The organism is Actinacidiphila sp. bgisy167 (genome assembly GCF_057707665.1).
The window spans coordinates 1-17,133 of sequence record NZ_JBYIQP010000111.1; the positions used below are offsets into that span (position 1 = coordinate 1).

Below are 17,133 nucleotides of genomic sequence, written 5' to 3' on the forward strand. Positions count from 1 at the left end.
GGACCCTCGGTCCTGGCCACAGCGCTGGGACCGGGGGTCCTTTTGTTTTTCGCGTGGTGCGCAGTTCGCGGACTGGTACGAGAGACTGGCACTACAGCAGTACAAATGACAGGAGTCACGTCGATGTCCAACTCACCCGAGGAACGGCCGGATCGGCCTGAGCGGCGCACCCCGCGCCAGGGCGGCGATCGGGGTGGGTACCGCAGCGGCGGCCCCCGGCGCGAAGGCGACCGCACCGGCGGCGGTTATCGTCGGCCCGACGACCGTCCGCGGGGGCGGTACGAGGATCGTCCGCGTGATGACCGTCGTGACGATCGTGGGTTCAATCGTGATGACCGTCCGCGGTTCGACCGTCCGCGCGTTGATCGGCCGCGTGATGATCGTCCGCGCTTTGACCGGCCCCGTGACGATCGGCCGCGTGATGATCGTCCGCGCTTTGACCGGCCCCGTGATGATCGTCCGCGTGATGACCGTGGTGGGTTCCGTCGTGATGACCGTCGTGACGAGCGGCCTCGTGGTCCGCGTCGGGACGACGACCGTGGTGGGTTCCGTCGTGACGACCGTCCGCGATTCGACCGGCCGCGCGATGACCGGCCGCGTGATGATCGTCCGCGCTTTGACCGGCCCCGTGACGATCGTCCGCGCGATGACCGTGGTGGGTTCCGTCGTGACGAGCGGCCTCGTGCTCCGCGCCGGGACGACGACCGCGGTGGCTACCGCCGCGACGAGCATCCCCGTGGCCCGCGTCGGGACGAGCGGGACCAGAGCGGGGGCCGACGGCCGTATGTGCAGGGGCGCGGGCGGTTCGAGAACACCCGGGGCCGAGACGAGCGCCGTGAGGAGCGGGAGCCCGTCAAGCGGCTGCCGATCCCGGACGACGTCACGGGTCAGGAGATCGACCCCAGTGTGCGTCAGGAGCTGATGAGCCTGCCCAAGACGCTTGCCGACGACGTGGCACGGAACCTCGTGATGGTGGCCCGGCTGCTGGACGAGGACCCGGATCTGGCCTATGGCTACTCCAGGGTGGCCCTGCGACTCGCGTCCCGCGTCGCCGCTGTGCGTGAGGCGGCCGGGTTCGCCTCGTACGCCACGGAGCGGTACGCCGAGGCGCTTGCAGAGTTCCGCGCGTGCCGACGGATGACGGGCACGGTCGACCTGTGGCCGGTCATGGCGGACTGCGAGCGCGGCTTGGGCCGTCCGGAGCGTGCGCTGGAGATGGCGGGCGCGCCGGAGGTGCACAAGCTGGACCGCGCCGGACAGGTGGAGATGCGCCTGGTGGCCGCGGGTGCGCGGCGCGACATGGGTCAGATCGACGCCGCCGTCGTCACTCTGCAGAGCCCCGAGCTGGCGTCCAACGCCGTGCACCCGTGGACGGCGCGACTGCGCTACGCGTACGCCGACGCTCTGCTTGCCGCTGGGCGCGACGACGAGGCCCGCGAGTGGTTCGCCAAGTCGCTGGAAGCCGACCAGAGTGGCAGCACGGACGCCTCCGACCGGCTGGCACAGCTGGATGGGGTTGCCTTCGTGGACGCCCTGGACGAGTCCGCGGACGTGGAGCCGACGGCGGACGAGGCCGGTGTGGCGGATGCTGAGGACACCGACACCGACACCGACACCGCCGACGCGGACGCCCCACATGCCGAGGCCTCTGACGCGGCCGGCAAGGACGGCGCGAGCAGCGGACGGCAGGACCGCGAGGTCGGTGTCACAGGTGAGCCAGACGTCGACCTGACCGACGAGGCGGACCCGACGGCGTTCCTGGACGACCCGTTCAAGGAGCCCTCCAAGCACACAGAGGGCTGATCGCCGACAGCGAATCGCAGACAGTTGAGGGCGGCATCCGCAGTGCGCGGATGCCGCCCTTCCTGCTGCCCGGGCTCAGGAGGAGGTGCCGTCGAGTTCCAGACTGCGCAGCACCAGGCCGGTCGCCGGCTTGGGGCCGAACGAGGTCGATTTGCGCGGCATCGTCACGCCCTGTTTGGCCAGGTCGTGGACGACGCTCTCGCGCACCGGATGGATGAGCACGGCCGTACCGCCGAACTGCTCGGCGCGCTCGACCGCGGCCACCGTGTCGTGGATGTAGTGGATGTGCTCGGGAGCGTCGGGCACGTGCCAGATCCGGTCCAGGAGCAGGCTGTGCAGCACGGTTGCGTCCAGCTGCCGCCACTGCTGGGGCCGGTCGCGCGGGATGGCCCGGTCGAGAGCATCCGGGTCGGGCCGGTCCAGGAGGTGGAACCGGCCGTCGCCGGTGAGCAGGAACGCGTTGCCCTCGCCCGCGGCGGCCTCCAGGGCGGCGAGGGCCTCCGGCAGGGCCCCCGGCAGCTCGCGCACGCGGAAGACGGCGCGGGCCGCCTCGACCGCGCGGCTGATGGGCAGTTGCGGCAGCACACGGTGGATGGCGCGGACCCGCAGCGGGTAGCGGGCGGTGTCCACCAGCAGCACCAGGCCGTAGTCCCAAGGGCTCGGGGTCTCGTGCTCGGCCTGCAGCAGCAGATAGGTGGCCCAGCGGTGGTGGCCGTCGGCGATGACGGCCTGGTGCCGGGACAGGTCCGCGTCGACCGCCGCGATCGCCTGCGGGTCGGTGATCGCCCACAGCCGGTGCTGGATGCCGTCCTCGGTCGTCGTGGCCAGCAGGGGCGGTTCGGCGACGGTGCGTTCGACGACCTCGGCGGCCTCCCCGTCGTTGCCCCGGTAGGCCAGCAGCAGCGGTTCGAGGTTGGCGGCGGTGGCACGCATGAGGGCCGCGCGGTCGGCCACCGGGCCGGGCATCACGTCCTCGTGCGGCAGCACGATCCGCTCCTCGGGAGGCGTCAGCCGCAGGGCGCCGATGAGGCCGCGCTGGACCCGATCGCCCTCGCGCTGCTCGTACACGTACAGGGCAGGCTTGGGGTCGAGGGCCAGGACGCCTTCCTGCTGCCACTGGAACAGCGCCCAGGCGGCCTTGCGGTGCCGGCCGTCCGGGGGCTCGGCGGTGGGCAGGATGAGCCGCACGACATTGTGCGGGTCGGCTGTCTCCAGGTGCCGCTGGCCCTCGGGCCGGACGACGACGTCGTACGGTGGCGAGGTGACCGCGGCCAGGCTGCCGACCCGCTCGGGGACGTAGCGGAGCGCGCGGAACGGCGCCAGCCGCAAGCCCTGTACAGCGGGTCCGGAATTGCTCATCCGGGCATGCTACGCGGGTCATGTGCGCGAAGTGTGCCGAGTTGTCGACGACATACGAGGAGCGACCGCCCGATGAACCACCGGACCGGCCCGGCCGGCAGCGAAAGGCCTCTTGACCAGGCGTACGACACGGCTCTGCTCGACCTCGACGGAGTGGTCTATGCGGGTGGTGACGCGATCGCGCACGCCGTCGAGTCACTCGGCGTGGCGCGGGCGCACGGTATGCGGCTGGCGTACGTCACCAACAACGCCGCCCGAACCCCGCGGACCGTCGCCGAGCACCTGACGCGGCTCGGCGTGCCGGCCGAGGCCGAGGAGGTCGTCACCTCGGCACAGGCGGTGGCCCGGCTGATCGCGGATCAGGTCCCGGCGGGGGCGCGGGTGCTCGCGGTCGGCGGCGAGGGACTGATGGTGGCGTTGCGGGAGCGAGGGCTCCGTCCCGTCGACTCCGCGGACGACGACCCCGCCGCGGTCGTGCAGGGATACTCGCCCGAGGTGTCCTGGGAGCAGCTCGCCGAGGCCGCCTACGCGGTGGGCCGCGGCGTGCCGTGGTTCGCGTCCAACACCGATCTGACCATCCCGACCGCGCGCGGCACCGCGCCGGGGAACGGGGCGCTCGTCGAGGTCGTCCGGATCGCGACCGGCGGTGTCCCGCAGGTCGCGGGCAAGCCGCTGCCGCCCATGCACCGCGAGACGGTCATCAGGACCGGCGCACGGCGGCCGCTGGTGGTCGGCGACCGGCTCGACACGGACATAGAGGGCGCGCACGCCGGCGGCGTCGACTCGCTGCTGGTGCTCACCGGCGTCACCACCCCCGCGCTGCTGCTCGCCGCTCCGCCCGAGCACCGGCCCAGCTTTGTGGACGCGGACCTGCGCGGGCTGCTGACCCCGCAGCCCGAGGTCACGGCGGCCGGCGGCGGCGCCCACCGCTGCGGGGGCTGGACCGCCTCGGTCGGCGACGCGGCGCTTGTGCTCGACGGGAACGGCGAACCCATGGACGGTCTGCGGGCGCTGTGCGCCGCGGCCTGGACCCGGGCCGGGGACGGCTCCTGCGACCTGGACGCGGGGAAGGCGCTGGACCGGCTGGGGCTCTAGGCGGCGCTGAGAGGGTGCTAAAGGAGCTTGCGCAGCCGCAGCAGGTCGCGCAGGCCTGCCTCCAGCTTGACCCTGCCGCTGCCCCAGGCCTTCGCGAAGTGCAGTCTGCCGTCCACGAGCGCGACGAGGTCGTCGCCGGCCATGGTGAGCCTTATCTCGGCGCGTTCGGCGGGCGGCCCCTGAACGGTGACCACGTCCTGGATCCGGCCGTCCACCAGGCGTCCCACGAAGGTCACGTCGAGATCGGTGATGCGGCAGCTGAGCGAGCGGTCGAGTGCGGCGGCGCTGCGGAGGTCGCCCTCCGTCCTGGCGAGGTTCTCGGACAGCCGCTCGAGCGCGCTGCGGCACTCCTCGATGGTCGCCATGGGTCGTGCGTCTCCCGTTCGGACGTCGGCTGGTGATGCCGGTGGTGGTGCTGGTGTTGAGGTTGTGCAGGCTTGGTCCTGCTGTTGCTGACCGACCGTACCGCAGCGGAACTGCCGGGGAGATGCGACGCCATAGGCGGTAGCGTCGTGACCGACGAAGTCTGGGAACTGGTGACGGCGAGGAGTGAGGACGTATGCGGGACGCGTTGCGGACGTGTCTGCAGATCGCGGGCGGCCTGACCGAGGCCACCCGGCGACGGGCGGTCGGTGCGGCGAAGGAACTGCTCGACCAGACCGGGATAGACGTCGGCGCCGTCCAGCGGAGCATCGGAGAGCGGATCCCGCCCGAGGTGCAGGTGCTCGCGGACGAGCTGATGGCATCGGGACGGGCCAACCGCGACTTGCTCGTGGGGCTGGTCCGGGAGGAGATCGAGAAGGCGATGAGCCGGGTCGGACGGCTCGCGGACGAGGTCACCAAGGTCGGTGTCGTCCTGGAGGCACTGGAGCGGCGCATCCGCAACCTGGAGGAGGGCGACCGCGGGCCGGTTGCGGTCGACCTCGCCGACGAGGCGGAGCCGGGTCCGCACGTGCCGCCGCAGCCGCCGGTGGAGCGTGCGCCGGTCGACGCGCCGGCGGCGTCCTCTGCGGCAGCGCAAGAGGAGAAGCCGGTGGTGACGGACACGGCGGCGGCCACTCCGGTGGGGCGCAAGAACGCCGCGCCCGCGACGGTTCCTGCGGCGCCTGGGGTATCCGGGACGACGGCGCCCGCGGAGTCCGGAGAGGCTGCGCCCGCGGCGGCTGCTGTGCCGGTGGCGCGCAAGAACGCCGTGCCGCCGAAGGCCCCCGCGGCAAAGGAGACGACGGCGGCGAGGAAGACGGCCGCCGCCAAGAAGGCGACCGCCGCGAAGAAGACGGCCGCAGCCAAGAAGACGACCGCCGCGAAGAAGACGGCCTCGGCGGCCGGCACGGCTGCTGCCACGAGGAAGACGACGGCCGCGAACAAGCGAGCGTCGGCAGCCCCGGCCAAGGAGACTGCCAGGACTGCCGAGAAGGCGGCCTCAGCGGCCGGCACGGCTGCTGCCGCGAAGAAGACGACGGCTGCGGCGAAGACGACGGCTGCGGCGAAGACGGCTGCCAGGACGGCCGCGGCCAAGAAGACGGCGGCCCGTACCCAGGAGGCGAAGGGGCGTGACTGAGACCGGGCCCGAGGGCGTGGCACACGCGCCCGGAGCGGAAGCAGGGGCCGAGGGCCCGGCCGAGGCGGCGGCGGGCGCCGCGCCGGGGCCGCGCCCGCTGGGCGTCGTGCTGGACGCCACGGGGAATACGGAGGTGGACGCCGTCCTTGTCCGCCTGCGGGATGCCGATCGGCTTCCCACCGAGGACCACGTCGAGGTGTACGAGGATGTACATCGTGGGCTGCGCGACACGCTCACGAGACTCGACGACGACAACAGGAGCTGAACCTCACGTGGCACGACGCCGACTCGACGCCGAGCTGGTGCGCCGGAACCTCGCCCGCTCGCGGGAGCACGCCGGGCAGCTGATCGCGGCCGGCCGGGTGACCGTGGGCGGGACGACCGCGACGAAGGCCGCCACCCAGGTGGAGACCAGCGCCGCGGTCGTCGTGGCCAAGGACGACTCGGACCCGGACTACGTCTCGCGCGGCGGGCACAAGCTGGCCGGGGCGCTCGCGGCGTTCGTACCGCACGGGCTGCTCGTGGAGGGGCGCCGCGCGCTGGACGCCGGGGCGTCCACGGGCGGCTTCACCGATGTCCTGCTGCGCAACGGCGCGGCGCACGTCGTCGCCGTGGACGTGGGCTACGGGCAGCTCGCGTGGTCGCTGCAGAGCGATGAACGCGTCACCGTGAAGGACCGCACCAACGTCCGCGAGCTGACGCTCGAGCAGATCGACGGCAGGCCGGTGGACCTCGTCGTCGGCGACCTGTCGTTCATCCCGCTCGGGCTCGTCCTGCCCGCCCTTGTACGCTGCGCCGCACCCGACGCGGATCTGGTCCTGATGGTCAAGCCGCAGTTCGAGGTGGGCAAGGAGCGACTGGGCAGCGGCGGTGTCGTCCGCAGCGCCGAGTTGCGCGCCGAGACCGTACGCCAGGTCGCCGGGCAGGCGGCCGCACTCGGACTGGGGGTGCTGGGCGTGACCGCGAGCCCGTTGCCGGGACCGTCGGGGAATGTGGAGTATTTTCTGTGGCTGCGCGCCGGGGCGCCTGAACTGGACCCGGCGGACGTCGACCGCGCTGTGGCGGAGGGCCCCCGTTGAGCGAGACACACGAGACCCATGAGGCGGGCGAGTTCTCCGCGTTGCCCGCGCCCCCTGCGGCTTCCGAGCCTGCCGAGTCCCCCGAGTCCCCCGAGTCCTCCGAGTGCCGCGATCCGGGCGAGACCTCCGGGCGCACCGTCTTCCTGCTCGCCCACACCGGGCGGCCGGCGGCCGTCCGCAGCGCCGAGCGCGTGGTCCAGGGGCTCAAGCGCTGCGGCATCGGGGTGCGGGTGCTGGCCGAAGAGGCCGAAGACCTGACGCTGCCCGGGGACGGCGCGGTGCAGCGGGTGCGGGAGATCGGCCCGCAGACCGTCGCGGACTGCGAGCTGATCGTCGTCCTCGGGGGTGACGGCACGTTGCTGCGCGGCGCGGAGTTCGCCCGGGCCTCCGGGGTGCCGATGCTCGGGGTCAACCTGGGCCGGGTCGGTTTCCTCGCGGAGGCGGAGCGCGACGACCTGGACAAGGTCGTCGACCGGGTGGTCAATCGCGACTACGAGGTCGAGGAGCGCATGACGATCGACGTCCTGGTGCGCAACGACGGCCGGGTCGTCCACACCGACTGGGCGCTGAACGAGGCCTCGGTGGAGAAGCAGGCCCGTGAGCGGCTGCTGGAGGTCGTCACGGAGGTGGACGGCCGTCCGGTCTCCCGCTTCGGCGGCGACGGGGTGGTGATGGCGACTCCGACCGGTTCGACCGCGTACGCCTTCTCCGCCGGCGGGCCGGTGGTATGGCCCGAGGTGGAGGCGCTGCTGATGGTGCCGATCAGCGCGCACGCGCTCTTCGCGAAGCCGCTGGTGACCTCGCCGAGGTCGGTGCTGGCGGTGGAGGTGCAGCCGGAGACCCCGCACGGCGTGCTGTGGTGCGACGGGCGGCGCACGGTGGACCTGCCGGCCGGGGCCCGTGTGGAGGTCCGGCGGGGCGCGGTGCCGGTCCGGCTCGCGCGGCTCCACCACGCCTCTTTCACGGACCGGCTGGTCGCGAAGTTCGCGCTGCCGGTGGCGGGATGGCGGGGCGCGCCGCACTGAGTTTCCCCCCAGGGGTGAGGCCCGTCGCGCGGCGGGCCGCAAACCTCGTATGGTCGTATCCGTGTTGGAGGAAATGCGGATCCGGTCGCTGGGAGTCATCGAGGACGCCGTGGTGGAGTTGTCGCCCGGCTTCACCGCGGTGACGGGTGAGACCGGCGCGGGCAAGACCATGGTCGTCACGAGCCTCGGGCTGCTGCTGGGCGGGCGTGCCGATCCCGGTCTGGTCCGGATCGGGACGAAATCGGCGTCCGTCGAGGGACGGATCTCGCTGGACGCCGACGCGCCCGCCGCTGTGCGGGCCGAGGAGGCCGGCGCCGAGCTGGACGACGGCGCGCTGCTCATCAGCCGCACTGTTTCGGCGGAGGGCCGTTCGCGGGCCTTCGTGGGCGGTCGGTCCGTCCCCGTCGGGCTGCTGGGAGAGCTGGCGGACGAGCTGGTCGCCGTCCACGGCCAGACCGACCAGCAGGGCCTGCTGCGGCCGGCCCGGCAGCGGGAGGCGCTGGACCGGTACGCGGGCGACGCCGTCGCCGTGCCGCTGGCCAAGTACGCGGCCGCCTACCGGAGGCTGCGCGAGGTCGCGGGCGAGCTGGACGCGCTGACCACGCGGGCCCGTGAGCGGGCCCAGGAGGCGGATCTGCTGCGGTTCGGCCTGGGAGAGGTGGCGGCCGCCGAGCCGCTGCCCGGCGAGGACGCCGACCTGGCGGCGGAGGCGGAGCGGCTGGGTCACGCCGAGGCGCTGGCGTCCGCAGCGGCTGTCGCGCACGCCGCGCTCGCCGGGAACCCCGAAGACCCCGAGGGCGCCGACGCGGGCCTGCTCGTCGCGGGTGCGCAGCGCGCGCTGGACGCCGTGCGCTCGCACGATCCTGCGCTGGCCGCGCTCTCGGACCGGATCGGCGAGATCGGCATCCTCCTCGGCGACGTGGCGGGTGAGCTCGCCGGGTACGCCGACAACCTGGACGCCGACCCGCGGCGCCTGGCGGCCGTGGAGGAACGGCGGGCCGTGCTCGCCCACCTGCTGCGCAAGTACGGGGAGACGACCGACGCCGTCCTGGCGTGGGCCGAGCAGGGCGCGGCCCGGTTGGTCGAGCTGGAGGGCGACGACGAGCGGATCGGGGAGCTGGCGGCGGAGCGCGAGGCGCTGCGCACCGAGCTCGGCGACCTCGCGCAGGCGCTCACCGACGCGCGGGCCGAGGCGGCGGACCGCTTCGCCGGGGCCGTCACGGCGGAGCTCGCCCAGCTCGCGATGCCGCACGCCCGCGTCGGCGTCGCCCTCCGGCAGGTCGAGGACGAGGAGGGCATCGAGGTCGGCGGCCGCCGGGTCGCCTTCGGCCCGACGGGCGCGGACGAGGTCGAGCTGCAGCTCGCGCCGCATCCGGGCGCCCCGGCCAGGCCGATCGCCAAGGGGGCGTCGGGCGGCGAGCTGTCCCGCGTGATGCTCGCCGTCGAGGTCGTCTTCGCCGGGTCGGACCCGGTGCCGACGTATCTGTTCGACGAGGTCGACGCGGGCGTCGGCGGCAAGGCGGCCGTCGAGGTCGGCCGGCGCCTGGCGCGCCTGGCGCGGACCGCGCAGGTCGTGGTCGTCACCCACCTGCCCCAGGTGGCCGCGTTCGCGGACCGGCAGCTGCTGGTGGAGAAGACCAACGACGGGTCCGTCACACGCAGTGGCGTGCGGGTCCTCGAGGGAGAGGAGCGCGTACGCGAGCTCTCCCGGATGCTCGCCGGACTGGAGGACTCGGAGCTCGGCCGCGCCCACGCGGAGGAACTGCTGGCCGCGGCCCGCGAGGCGCGCTGACGCCACGGGGCGGTGGGGCACGAACCGGCGCTGCGGCGCGAACCGGCGGCGGTCCGCGCTGTGCGGGTACGTCGCCTGTGTCGCCTTCCTGCCGGGCGGTGCGGGGGGAGATCCGCGGAGCGGGGGCGTGGCGGCCGCTCCCGCGGCCGGGGCGGTGCGTGCCCAGGCGGTGCGTACGGCCGGGTGCCGGAGCCCGCGACGTCGCCCGAGGGTCCGCGCTGTGCCGGGGCGTCGTCTCGCGGCGCAGTCGGCCGGCGTCCGCCGACGGGGTGTCAGACGGCGCGAATGCGGCCCTCGTCCGGTCGGGTGCGCGCGATGGGGGAGCGGAGGGCACTCGTAAGGGTGGTCCCGCGTACGTGTGGCCGGGTGGAGGTGGGGCATCGCTCCCTGGATGGCCTATCGGCCTGGCATCCTTGAAGGAGCAGCCCCGCCGTCCTCCGCACGATGCCGAGTCAGGAGCGCGACCCCGCGTGAGCAGTTCACCGAGCCCCTTGCACGGGCAACTGCACGCCGTCCACGTGCTGGGTGAGACGGCGAGGTCCCATGTCGCTTCCGTGGCGGCCGGGTTGGTGGCGCGCGGCGTCCAGGTGACGGTCTGCGGGCCTGGCGAGGCCGAGGAACGGTACGGGTTCGGGGCGGCGGGGGCGCGTTTCGCTCCCGTCGAGATCGCGCGCCGCTGGCGACCGCGGGCCGACGCGGCCGTGGTGACGGCGCTGCGGGCGGCCTGTGCCGGGGCTGATGTGGTGCACGCGCACGGGCTGCGGTCCGGACTGCTCGCCACCATGGCGCTGAGCGGGCGCCGTACGCCGCTGGTGGTGACCTGGCACGGCGCGGTGCCGGCCGAGGGAGCGCGGGGGCGGGCGCTGCGGATGCTGGAGCGGCGGGTGACGCGGGTGGCGGCGGTCGTGCTGGGCGCCTCGTCGGACCTGGTGGACAGGGCCCGAGCGGCAGGGGCCCGGGACGCCCGGCTCGGACCGGTCGGGGTCCCTGCGCCGCCCCGGACCGCGCCGTCCGCCGAGACCGTGGCGGAGGCGGAGCGCCGCCGGGAGAAGACCAGGAACGAGTTCGCCGTGGGGCAGCGGCCGTTGCTGCTCGCGGCGGGCCGTCTGGAGCCGAGCAAGGGCTACCACCTGCTGCTGGACGCGGCACACGGCTGGGCGGGGCTGGATCCGGCGCCGTTGCTGCTCATCGCGGGCGAGGGGGCGCAACGGGCGGAACTGCAGGAGCGGATCGACGCCGAGCGGCTGCCGGTCCGGCTGCTCGGCCGCCGCGACGACGTTCCGGAGCTGCTCGCCGCCGCCGACGTGGTGGTGCTGCCGTCGCGCTGGGAGGCGCGCCCGCTGATCGCACATGAGGCGCTGCACGCGGGGGTGCCGTTGGTGGCCACCGCCGTCGGCGGTACGGCCGAACTCGTCGGCGAAGCGGCGGTCCTGGTGCCCTACGGCAACCCGAAGACGCTCGCCGACGCCGTCACACGTCTGCTGGCGGACCCGGCGCGGCGTCAGACGCTGGCCGCGGCCGGTCCCGTGCAGGCCGCCACCTGGCCGACCGAGGACGACACGGTCGCCCAAGTGCTGGCCATCTACGACGAGCTGACCTCCGGCTGAACCCGCCCCGCGAGGCGCTGCCCCGTCAGCAGAGGGCCGTGGACGCCTGCACCTCGTCGAGTGCCTGTCTCGCGATCTCGCCGAAGTCGTCACCGGCGGCCGTCCCGCTCCAGCGTTCGTAGGCCAGCGTTGCGGCGAGCGCGCCGAGTTCCGCGGCGACGCGAGCGGTCAGGTCGGGTACGCCGCGCCGTTTGAGCGCCTCGGTCATCGACGCGTTGAGGGAGAGGTTCTTCAGCGCCTCGCGCTCACGCAGTTCGGGGTTGGCGGCGATGACCGCCTGTCTGCGGGCGATGAACTCGCGGCGATCGGGTGTGAAGACCTCCGCGCCTGCGGCGACCAGCGCATGAGCGACCGCCTCGAGCGGGGTGGCGTCCGCCGGCACCGCGTCGATCGCCACGGTCAGCAGGCCGTTCATCGTGTCGCTGCCGAAGAGCACTTCCCGCTTGTCCTGGAAGTGCCGGAAGAAGGTGGTCTTCCCCAGTCCCGCGCGCTTGGCGATGTCGATCACGGTCGTGTTCTCGTAGCCCCTCTCGGCGAACAGGGCGAGGGCGGCGTGAGCGAGCCGTTCTGCTGCGTTCGGTTCCCAGCGAGCCATGAACGCAGTGTAGGGGGCTTGGTTCCGTCGATTCACGCCGGTGATGGAACCAAGTCCCGTCAGTCGTTCTACGGTGATGGAACCAAGTCCCGTCACTTCCCGAGGAGTCCGCCGGCCATGAGTCGAGCCGTGATGTACCAAGCCTTCGGAGGCCCCGAAGTGCTGGAGTTGAGGGAGGTTCCCGAACCTCACGCCGGCCCGGGGGAGGTCCGGGTGCGGGTGACGGCCGCCGGGCTGAACCCGATGGACTGGATCATCGCCGCACAGCCGGAGGTGGCGGCGCGGTTCGGCATCACCGTGCCCTCCGGCTTCGGGTCCGACCTCGCCGGAGTGATCGACGAGGTCGGCGAGGGCGCGACAGGCTTTGCCGTGGGCGACCGCGTCCACGGCAGCGTCCTGGGAAGGGCGATCGCCGACTATGTGGTGGCCCGGCCCCCTGCCGATGCGCTGTGGCACACGCCGCAGGGCCTCAGCGACAAGCTGGCGAGCACCCTTGCGGTCGCCGGGCTCACCGCTGCCGCCGCGCTGGCGGCGATCGGCCCGCGGCCCGGTGACACCGTCCTGATCGGAGGAGCCGCCGGCGGAGTCGGGGTGTTCGCCGTGCAGCTCGCAAGGCTCGCCGGGTCCACCGTGATCGGCACCTGCTCGCCGGGCACCTTCGGGTTCCTGCGGAGGCTGGGCGCCGAGCCGGTGGCCTACGGCGACGGGCTGGCAGACCGGGTCAGGGAACTGGCGCCCGGCGGGGTGACCGCCGCGACCGACCTGTTCGGCACGGAGACGGCGCAGGCCGCGCTGGCGCTCGGCGTGATGCCCGAGCGGATCTCCACGGTCGCCGCGGGCCCCGACCCTCGCGGCGGCATACGCGCCACCGGCGGCCTTGATGCGGCGCCTGACGCGCTGGAGCAGATCACCGGCGCGATCGTCGCGGGCGAGCTCACCGTCCCCATTGCCGCGGAGTTCCCCGTCGAGAGGATCCGTGACGCCGTGGCGCTGCAGGCCGGACGGCACGTCCACGGAAAGGTCGTGGTCACGCTGTGACCCCACTGGAATTACCGCACACGGAACCGATGAACGCACCGTCCCGCTGTCGCAGGCCATCCCGGCGCTCACCGCACTCGAACGAAACGGCCTGGCCAAGCGCGGCAAGCTGATCATCACGACAGAATGATCCCCGCCGCAACGGTTCCGTGCCCGCGACGGCGCGTCGGCGGAGCCGCGGTGGTGGTCGCACTCCTGACGCGAGCCCGGGCAAGGCACCCGCGCCCTCGGCGTTGTCCTCGACGGCGGTCGGACCGCGATCCTCCGCGCGGTCAGCCGCCGTAGGCGCCGCTCGCGGTCAGCCGCAGCGCCGTGTCGATCAGCGGCACGTGGCTGAACGCCTGCGGGAAGTTGCCGACCTGCCGCTGCAGCCGCGGGTCCCACTCCTCCGCCAGCAGGCCGAGGTCGTTGCGGAGCGCGAGCAGCTTCTCGAAGAGCCGGCGGGCCTCGTCGACCCGTCCGATCATGGCGAGGTCGTCGGCGAGCCAGAACGAGCAGGCGAGGAAGGCGCCCTCGTCGCCGGGGAGCCCGTCGAGGTTCTCGCCACCGGGCGGGGCGTCGGTCGGGTAGCGCAGCACGAAGCCGTCCTCGGTGGACAGCTCGCGCTGGATCGCCTCGATGGTGCCGATCACGCGCTTGTCGTCCGGCGGCAGGAAGCCCACCTGCGGGATGAGCAGCAGCGAGGCGTCCAGTTCGCGGGAGCCGTAGGACTGCGTGAAGGTGTTGCGCTCCTTGTCGTAGCCCCGGTCGCAGACGTCGCGGTGGATCTCGTCGCGCAGTTCGCGCCAGCGCTCCAGCGGGCCGTCGACCTCGCCCGACTCGATGAGCTTGACGGTGCGGTCGACGGCGACCCAGGCCATGACCTTGGAGTGCACGAAGTGCCGGCGCGGGCCGCGGACCTCCCAGATGCCCTCGTCCGGCTCGTCCCAGTGGTCCTCCAGGTACTGGATGAGCCGGATCTGCAGGAGCGAGGCGTAGTCGTTGCGGGCCAGGCCGGTCATGTGCGCCAGATGCAGGGCCTCGGTGACCTCGCCGTAGACGTCGAGCTGCAACTGGTGGGCGGCGCCGTTGCCGACCCGGACCGGGATCGAGCCCTCGTAGCCGGGCAGCCAGTCCAGCTCGGTCTCGCCGAGCTCGCGCTCGCCGGCGATGCCGTACATGATCTGCAGGTTCTCGGGGTCGCCGGCGACCGCGCGCAGCAGCCACTCGCGCCAGGCGCGGGCCTCATCGCGGTAGCCGGTGCGCAGCAGGGAGGACAGGGTGATCGCCGCGTCGCGCAGCCAGGTGAAGCGGTAGTCCCAGTTGCGGACGCCGCCGATGTCCTCGGGCAGGGAGGTGGTGGGAGCGGCGACGATGCCGCCGGTAGGCCCGTAGGTCAGGGCCTTGAGGGTGATCAGGGAACGGACCACGGCGTCCCGGTAGGGGCCGTGGTAGGTGCACTGGGCGACCCACTCGCGCCAGAAGTCCTCGGTGGCCTCCAGCGCCGTCTCGGGCTCGGCGAGCGCGGGCGGCTCCTTGTGCGAGGGCTGCCAGCTGATGGTGAAGGCGACACGTTCGCCGGGAGAGACCGTGAAGTCCGCGTAGGTGGTGAGGTGCTTGCCGTACGTCTCCACATCGGTGTCGTGCCAGACCGAGTCGGGGCCGGCCACGGCGACCGTGCGCTCGCCCACCTTGTGCACCCAGGGCACGACCCAGCCGTAGCTGAAGCGCATGCGCAGCGCGGACCGCATCGGCACCCGTCCGCTGACGCCCTCGACGATCCGGATCAGCTGCGGGGCGCCGTCACGCGGCGGCATGAAGTCGATCACACGGACCGTGCCGCGGGGGGTGTCCCACTCGGACTCCAGCACCAGGGAGTCGCCCCGGTAGCGGCGCCGGGTGGCGGCCGGCGGCGGGGTGCCGTCGGCGTGGGCGGGGCCGAGCCGCCAGTAGCCGTGCTCCTCCGTGCCGAGCAGGCCCGCGAAGATCGCGGGGGAGTCGAAGCGGGGCAGGCACAGCCAGTCGACCGTGCCGTCCCGGCACACCAGGGCGGCGGTCTGCATATCGCCGATGAGTGCGTAGTCCTCGATACGCCCGGCCACGTAGGTCTCCCAGTCGAAACGACGGCGGCGCCCCTTGGGACTGGGGCGGTGATTGCGGTCTGTGGATCTGTCGACGAGCTCTTTCCCGGGAGCGGGCGGGGTAGTGCCGTGCCGGTTCACTCGCATCGAATCGATGTGTCCGAGCAGGATACGACGACAACGCGGGCGGTGCGGAAGCGACGACCGCCCCTGCTGCGCCGGTCGGGTGCATTTTGTCGTACCAACTCCCGGTGGCCGTGTTTGTCGCCCAGGAGACACCCGCACCGTCTGGTGCGCGTCACTGATACCCTGGTAGCCCGTGGGCCGGTGGGCTGAACCACTGAACCGCCGCGACGACACCCCTCTTCACCACCATGGTGCCGTCCCGACCACCACCTCGCGACCACGGGAGCCCCCTGTTGGCACTGCCGCCGAAATCCACGACGACCAAGCATCTCTTCGTCACGGGGGGTGTCGCCTCCTCGCTCGGCAAGGGCCTGACCGCCTCCAGCCTCGGTGCCCTTCTCAAGGCCCGGGGTCTGCGCGTCACCATGCAGAAGCTCGACCCGTATCTCAACGTGGACCCGGGCACGATGAACCCCTTCCAGCACGGTGAGGTGTTCGTCACGGACGACGGCGCCGAGACCGACCTGGACATCGGCCACTACGAGCGCTTCCTCGACGTGAACCTCGCGGGTTCGGCCAACGTCACCACCGGCCAGATCTACTCCTCGGTCATCGCCAAGGAGCGCCGCGGCGAGTACCTGGGCGACACCGTGCAGGTCATCCCCCACATCACCAACGAGATCAAGTCCCGTATCCGGCGCATGGCGACCGAGGACGTGGACGTGGTGATCACGGAGGTCGGCGGCACGGTCGGCGACATCGAGTCGCTGCCCTTCCTGGAGTCCGTGCGGCAGGTGCGGCACGAGGTCGGCCGGGACAACGTCTTCGTGGTGCACATCTCGCTGCTCCCGTACATCGGCCCCTCGGGCGAGCTGAAGACCAAGCCGACCCAGCACTCGGTGGCCGCGCTGCGGAGCATCGGCATCCAGCCCGACGCCATCGTTCTGCGCGCCGACCGTGACGTGCCGACCTCGATCAAGCGCAAGATCTCGCTGATGTGCGACGTCGACGAGGACGCGGTGGTCGCCGCGATCGACGCCCCGTCGATCTACGACATCCCCAAGGTGCTGCACACCGAGGGCCTGGACGCCTACGTCGTGCGCAAGCTGAACCTGCCCTTCCGCGACGTGGACTGGGCGCAGTGGGACGACCTGCTGGGGCGGGTCCACCAGCCCGAGCACGAGGTGAAGGTCGCCCTCGTCGGCAAGTACATCGACCTGCCCGACGCCTACCTGTCGGTGACCGAGGCGCTGCGGGCCGGCGGCTTCGCCAACAACGCCAAGGTCACCATCAAGTGGGTCACCTCGGACGACTGCAAGACCCCGGCCGGCGCGGCCCGCCAGCTCGGCGACGTCGACGCGATCTGCGTGCCCGGCGGCTTCGGCGACCGCGGTGTGGAGGGCAAGGTCTCGGCGATCACCTTCGCCCGGGAGAACCGCATCCCGCTGCTCGGCCTGTGCCTGGGCCTGCAGTGCGTGGTCATCGAGGCGGCCCGCAACCTGGCCGGCATCCCGGACGCCAACTCCACCGAGTTCGACCCGGCGACCGCGCACCCGGTGATCTCCACGATGGCCGAGCAGCTCGACATCGTCGCAGGCCAGGGCGATCTCGGCGGCACCATGAGGCTGGGCCTGTACCCGGCGAAGCTCGCCGAGGGCTCCATCGTCCGCGAGGTCTACGGCGGCCAGCCCTACGTCGAGGAGCGGCACCGCCACCGCTACGAGGTGAACAACGCCTACCGCGGCGAGCTGGAGAAGAAGGCAGGCCTGGTGTTCTCCGGCACTTCTCCGGACAACACCCTGGTCGAGTACGTCGAGTACCCCCGGGACGTGCACCCGTACCTGGTGGCCACCCAGGCGCACCCCGAGCTGAAGTCCCGTCCCACCCGTCCGCACCCCCTGTTCGCCGGTCTGGTCGCGGCGGCCGTGGAGCGCCGCAAGGGTTGATCGGTACGGTTGCGGGGGGGGGGGGGGGGGAGGGGGCGACCCCACCC

The 17,133-nt window shown here is 72.8% G+C and carries 15 protein-coding genes; 10 read left to right on the top strand and 5 right to left on the bottom strand.

The genetic code is table 11. The features are described 5' to 3' along the window. Positions 1-132: 132 nt before the first annotated feature. Entirely contained in the window at positions 133-732 is a 600-nt protein-coding gene (locus AC3ET4_RS28165) for a hypothetical protein (protein WP_431954318.1), read from the bottom strand. Positions 733-906: 174 nt separating this feature from the next. On the opposite strand from AC3ET4_RS28165, the gene AC3ET4_RS28170 reads away from it, so the two are divergent. Next, the gene (locus AC3ET4_RS28170; RefSeq protein ID WP_431954344.1) at positions 907-1,803 is read left to right on the top strand and encodes a tetratricopeptide repeat protein; all 897 of its coding nucleotides are present in this window, start codon (positions 907-909) and stop codon (positions 1,801-1,803) included. 75 nt (positions 1,804-1,878) lie between these two features. Here AC3ET4_RS28170 and AC3ET4_RS28175 read toward each other — a convergent pair whose 3' ends face one another. Next, complete coding sequence (locus tag AC3ET4_RS28175; RefSeq protein WP_431954320.1) at positions 1,879-3,162, bottom strand: DUF1015 family protein; 1,284 nt, start codon at positions 3,160-3,162, stop codon at positions 1,879-1,881. Between the two features lie 72 nt (positions 3,163-3,234). Between AC3ET4_RS28175 and AC3ET4_RS28180 the strand changes: the two genes are divergently transcribed. Then, a complete protein-coding gene (locus tag AC3ET4_RS28180; protein WP_431954322.1) occupies positions 3,235-4,257 on the top strand; it encodes an HAD-IIA family hydrolase in 1,023 nt (340 codons plus the stop codon). Positions 4,258-4,274: 17 nt separating this feature from the next. Here AC3ET4_RS28180 and AC3ET4_RS28185 read toward each other — a convergent pair whose 3' ends face one another. Beyond that, complete coding sequence (locus tag AC3ET4_RS28185) at positions 4,275-4,622, bottom strand: sterol-binding protein (RefSeq protein WP_431954324.1); 348 nt, start codon at positions 4,620-4,622, stop codon at positions 4,275-4,277. Positions 4,623-4,816: 194 nt separating this feature from the next. Here AC3ET4_RS28185 and AC3ET4_RS28190 point away from each other — a divergent pair, with 194 nt between their 5' ends. The 6 genes from AC3ET4_RS28190 (at position 4,817) to AC3ET4_RS28215 (ending at position 11,321) form a co-directional block, all read left to right on the top strand. Next, positions 4,817-5,818 (top strand): histone, encoded by a 1,002-nt coding sequence (locus AC3ET4_RS28190; protein ID WP_431954326.1) that lies wholly within the window; start codon positions 4,817-4,819, stop codon positions 5,816-5,818. Continuing rightward, complete coding sequence (locus AC3ET4_RS28195) at positions 5,811-6,083, top strand: hypothetical protein (RefSeq protein ID WP_431954328.1); 273 nt, start codon at positions 5,811-5,813, stop codon at positions 6,081-6,083. Before AC3ET4_RS28190 ends, AC3ET4_RS28195 begins: the two co-directional genes overlap by 8 nt. Positions 6,084-6,090: 7 nt before the next feature. Next, complete coding sequence (locus AC3ET4_RS28200; protein WP_431954330.1) at positions 6,091-6,897, top strand: TlyA family RNA methyltransferase; 807 nt, start codon at positions 6,091-6,093, stop codon at positions 6,895-6,897. Continuing rightward, a complete protein-coding gene (locus AC3ET4_RS28205; RefSeq protein WP_431954332.1) occupies positions 6,894-7,922 on the top strand; it encodes an NAD kinase in 1,029 nt (342 codons plus the stop codon). Before AC3ET4_RS28200 ends, AC3ET4_RS28205 begins: the two co-directional genes overlap by 4 nt. Before the next feature lie 49 nt (positions 7,923-7,971). Then, on the top strand, positions 7,972-9,714 hold the full coding sequence (gene recN / locus AC3ET4_RS28210) for a DNA repair protein RecN (RefSeq protein WP_431954334.1): 1,743 nt from the start codon (positions 7,972-7,974) through the stop codon (positions 9,712-9,714). A gap of 470 nt (positions 9,715-10,184) precedes the next feature. Next, the gene (locus tag AC3ET4_RS28215) at positions 10,185-11,321 is read left to right on the top strand and encodes a glycosyltransferase family 4 protein (RefSeq protein ID WP_431954336.1); all 1,137 of its coding nucleotides are present in this window, start codon (positions 10,185-10,187) and stop codon (positions 11,319-11,321) included. A gap of 25 nt (positions 11,322-11,346) precedes the next feature. Here the strand turns inward: AC3ET4_RS28215 and AC3ET4_RS28220 are convergent, their stop codons facing one another. After that, positions 11,347-11,916: a TetR/AcrR family transcriptional regulator gene (locus tag AC3ET4_RS28220; RefSeq protein ID WP_431954338.1), complete on the bottom strand. Its 570-nt coding sequence runs from the start codon at positions 11,914-11,916 to the stop codon at positions 11,347-11,349. 117 nt (positions 11,917-12,033) lie between these two features. Between AC3ET4_RS28220 and AC3ET4_RS28225 the strand changes: the two genes are divergently transcribed. Next, a complete protein-coding gene (locus AC3ET4_RS28225; protein ID WP_431954340.1) occupies positions 12,034-12,954 on the top strand; it encodes an NADP-dependent oxidoreductase in 921 nt (306 codons plus the stop codon). 272 nt (positions 12,955-13,226) lie between these two features. Here AC3ET4_RS28225 and AC3ET4_RS28230 read toward each other — a convergent pair whose 3' ends face one another. Continuing rightward, on the bottom strand, positions 13,227-15,035 hold the full coding sequence (locus AC3ET4_RS28230; RefSeq protein WP_431954342.1) for a glycoside hydrolase family 15 protein: 1,809 nt from the start codon (positions 15,033-15,035) through the stop codon (positions 13,227-13,229). Positions 15,036-15,433: 398 nt separating this feature from the next. On the opposite strand from AC3ET4_RS28230, the gene pyrG reads away from it, so the two are divergent. Next, positions 15,434-17,086, top strand: a complete 1,653-nt coding sequence (gene pyrG, locus AC3ET4_RS28235; protein WP_488175967.1) for a CTP synthase — start codon at positions 15,434-15,436, stop codon at positions 17,084-17,086. The last annotated feature ends 47 nt before the right edge of the window (positions 17,087-17,133 follow it).